The sequence below is a fragment of the Chromohalobacter sp. HP20-39 genome, assembly GCF_033052815.1.
Lineage (GTDB): Bacteria > Pseudomonadota > Gammaproteobacteria > Pseudomonadales > Halomonadaceae > Chromohalobacter.
The window spans coordinates 1-502 of sequence record NZ_JAWHTP010000114.1 but is presented as its reverse complement, the minus strand read 5'-3'; the positions used below and the strand labels follow the sequence as shown (position 1 = coordinate 502).

Sequence of the window (502 nt, the reverse complement as noted above, 5' to 3'; positions counted from 1 at the left end):
GAGCAATTTCATCGTGCTCTGCGCGCTGCGAGTGTGAGAGTTGCAGGCAGCCGTACTGCCGGTACCAGCGGTAACCAGCAATCACTTGGCCTGGCGCCACACCTGCATCGTGCATCTGCAACAAACGGTCCAGTTCGAAATCCTCGATGAGAGCTGCGCTTTCTGCGTCAACACCAAATTGCGACGCTGTGACAGCGTCAAGGATATGCCGCCCCTTTGCGTCGATCACGAGCTGTGGCTCACATGCGGCTCCCTCTGTGAGCGCTGCGACATACGGGTCTCGCAAACCTGACCATTCGCTCCTGTTAGCCGAAGCATCCCAGTCGTCGCCGACGAAGAGGAACTAGGCCTCGGGTATCGCAGTGGCGGGCACCGGTGCAACATCGGGGATGTCGTAGCGAACGCCACGCTCAAACACGTCTCGAAAATCGGCCCATGCAGCAAACGGTTTGGCCAGCCCATTGAGAGACTGCATTGCATCAATCGCGATGATCATCTCACT

Annotated in this window: 1 protein-coding gene; it reads right to left on the bottom strand. The window is 58.0% G+C overall.

The genetic code is table 11. The features are described from left to right. Positions 1–229, bottom strand: a 229-nt coding sequence (locus tag RVY79_RS17200; RefSeq protein ID WP_317465689.1) for a hypothetical protein, incomplete at its 3' end; no start/stop codon positions are given. Positions 230–502 lie beyond the last annotated feature (273 nt).